The following is a 1,934-nucleotide window of genomic DNA, read 5'->3' as shown; positions in this document are numbered from 1 at the left end:
GCAGGACAGATCGGACGCTGAGAAAACCCGATCGAACATAAAAAAAGCAAGGCAAAAGCCTTGCTTTTTAAGACGTAGCGCTCGTTTCAGCCTAAATTATCTCACGCCTTGCTGGCGCGGCGGCTGAATGTTCCTCCCGAGACTCGGACCGTGCGCTGCCTCTGGACAGCAACGCAACCATCGCGGCGCCGCTTATAGGAACAAGAGTTCGCATTGTCACGCCTCGAGAGACGAGACTTCACGTTTTTCTGCCATGAACGCGACAAACTGTCTTCGCCGCCGGGGCTCTCATCCGACCTCACTGGTGGTTTCGCTCACCGAGAACGAGGGGTCGACGACGCAAACGGGGACCGTGGCCCGTCTACGCTTGTGTTTTCGCAAGGCAATGTGTTGTGTGCCCCGGCGCCCTCCCCACCCGTCACGATCGTCGTCGTTCAAGGCCGTCCATGCGTCTGTCCCGCTACTTCCTTCCGACCTTGCGCGAGACGCCCAAGGAAGCGGAGATCGTCTCCCACCGCCTGATGCTGCGCGCCGGCCTGATCCGCCAGGAGGCGGCCGGCATCTATGCCTGGCTGCCGCTCGGCCTGCGCGTGCTGAACAAGGTCTGTGCGGTGGTGCGGACGGAGCAGGATCGGGCCGGCGCCATCGAGCTTCTGATGCCCACCGTGCAATCGGCGGACCTCTGGCGCGAATCCGGCCGCTACGACGCCTACGGCAAGGAGATGCTGCGCATCAAGGATCGCCATGAGCGCGAGATGCTCTACGGCCCCACCGCCGAGGAGGTGGTCACGGAGATCTTCCGCGGCAGCGTGCGCTCCTACAAGGACCTGCCCAAGAACCTCTACCAGATCTCCTGGAAGTTCCGCGACGAGGTCCGGCCGCGCTTCGGCACCATGCGGTCGCGCGAGTTCCTGATGAAGGACGCCTATTCCTTCGACGTCGACCAGGCCGGTGCGCGCCACGCCTACAACCGCATGTTCGTCGCCTATCTTCGCACCTTCGCCGGCCTCGGCCTCAAGGCGATCCCGATGAGGGCCGATACCGGACCGATCGGCGGCGATCTCAGCCACGAATTCATCATCCTCGCGGGCACCGGCGAGAGCGAGGTGTTCTGCGACAGCCAGTACCTCGACTTCGACATCCCGCCCGCGACCACCGACTTCGACGACATCTCCGGACTGCAGGGAACCGTCGACCGGTGGACCTCGCTCTACGCGGCGACCAGCGAGATGCACGAGCCGGCCGCATTCGCCGAGGTGGGCGAGGACCGCCGGATGGCGGCCCGCGGCATCGAGGTCGGGCACATCTTCTATTTCGGGACCAAGTACTCGGAAGCGATGGGCGCCAAGGTGACGGGGCCGGACGGCGTCGACAGGCCCGTGCATATGGGCTCCTATGGGATCGGCCCGAGTCGGCTCGTCGCCGCGATCATCGAGGCGTCCCACGATGAGGCCGGCATCGTCTGGCCCGACGCGGTGGCACCCTTCGACGTGGCGCTGATCAACCTCAAGACCGGCGACGCAGCCACCGACGCCGCCTGCGCCGAGATCCAGGCGACCCTGGAAGCCGGCGGTCTCAGCGTGCTCTACGACGACCGCGACGAGCGCCCCGGCGCGAAGTTCGCCACCGCCGACCTGATCGGCCTGCCCTGGCAGGTCATTGTCGGCCCGCGCGGGCTCGCCGAGGGTAAGGTCGAGGTCAAGCGCCGGTCCGGCGGTGAGCGCGAGACGCTGGCGCCGATCGATCTCCTCGCCCGCCTGAAGCGGGTTTGAGCCCGGAATGGCGGGCTTTGATGCTGTGAAGGAGCGCGTCGCGACGGCGTTCAAGCGCGGAAGTACGCTGCCCTTCGCCGGGTTCGAGTGGATCCTTGCCGGCCGCTACCTGCGCGCCCGCCGCCGCGGCGGCGGCGTCTCCGTGGTGGCCTTCTTCTCGGT

Annotated in this window: 1 protein-coding gene and 1 pseudogene; both read left to right on the top strand. The window is 66.0% G+C overall.

The features are described from left to right. The first annotated feature begins 446 nt into the window (after positions 1-446). Positions 447-1,772, top strand: a complete 1,326-nt coding sequence (gene proS / locus ACFE7U_RS04660) for a proline--tRNA ligase (RefSeq protein WP_375408566.1) — start codon at positions 447-449, stop codon at positions 1,770-1,772. Positions 1,773-1,779: 7 nt separating this feature from the next. Next, positions 1,780-1,934 (top strand): annotated as a pseudogene (locus tag ACFE7U_RS04655) (lipoprotein-releasing system transmembrane subunit LolC); the annotation flags it as partial.

Source organism: uncultured Methylobacterium sp., from assembly GCF_964251405.1.
In the GTDB taxonomy this organism is placed as follows: Bacteria; Pseudomonadota; Alphaproteobacteria; order Rhizobiales; family Beijerinckiaceae; genus Methylobacterium.
This window is presented reverse-complemented; position numbering and strand designations above follow the sequence as displayed.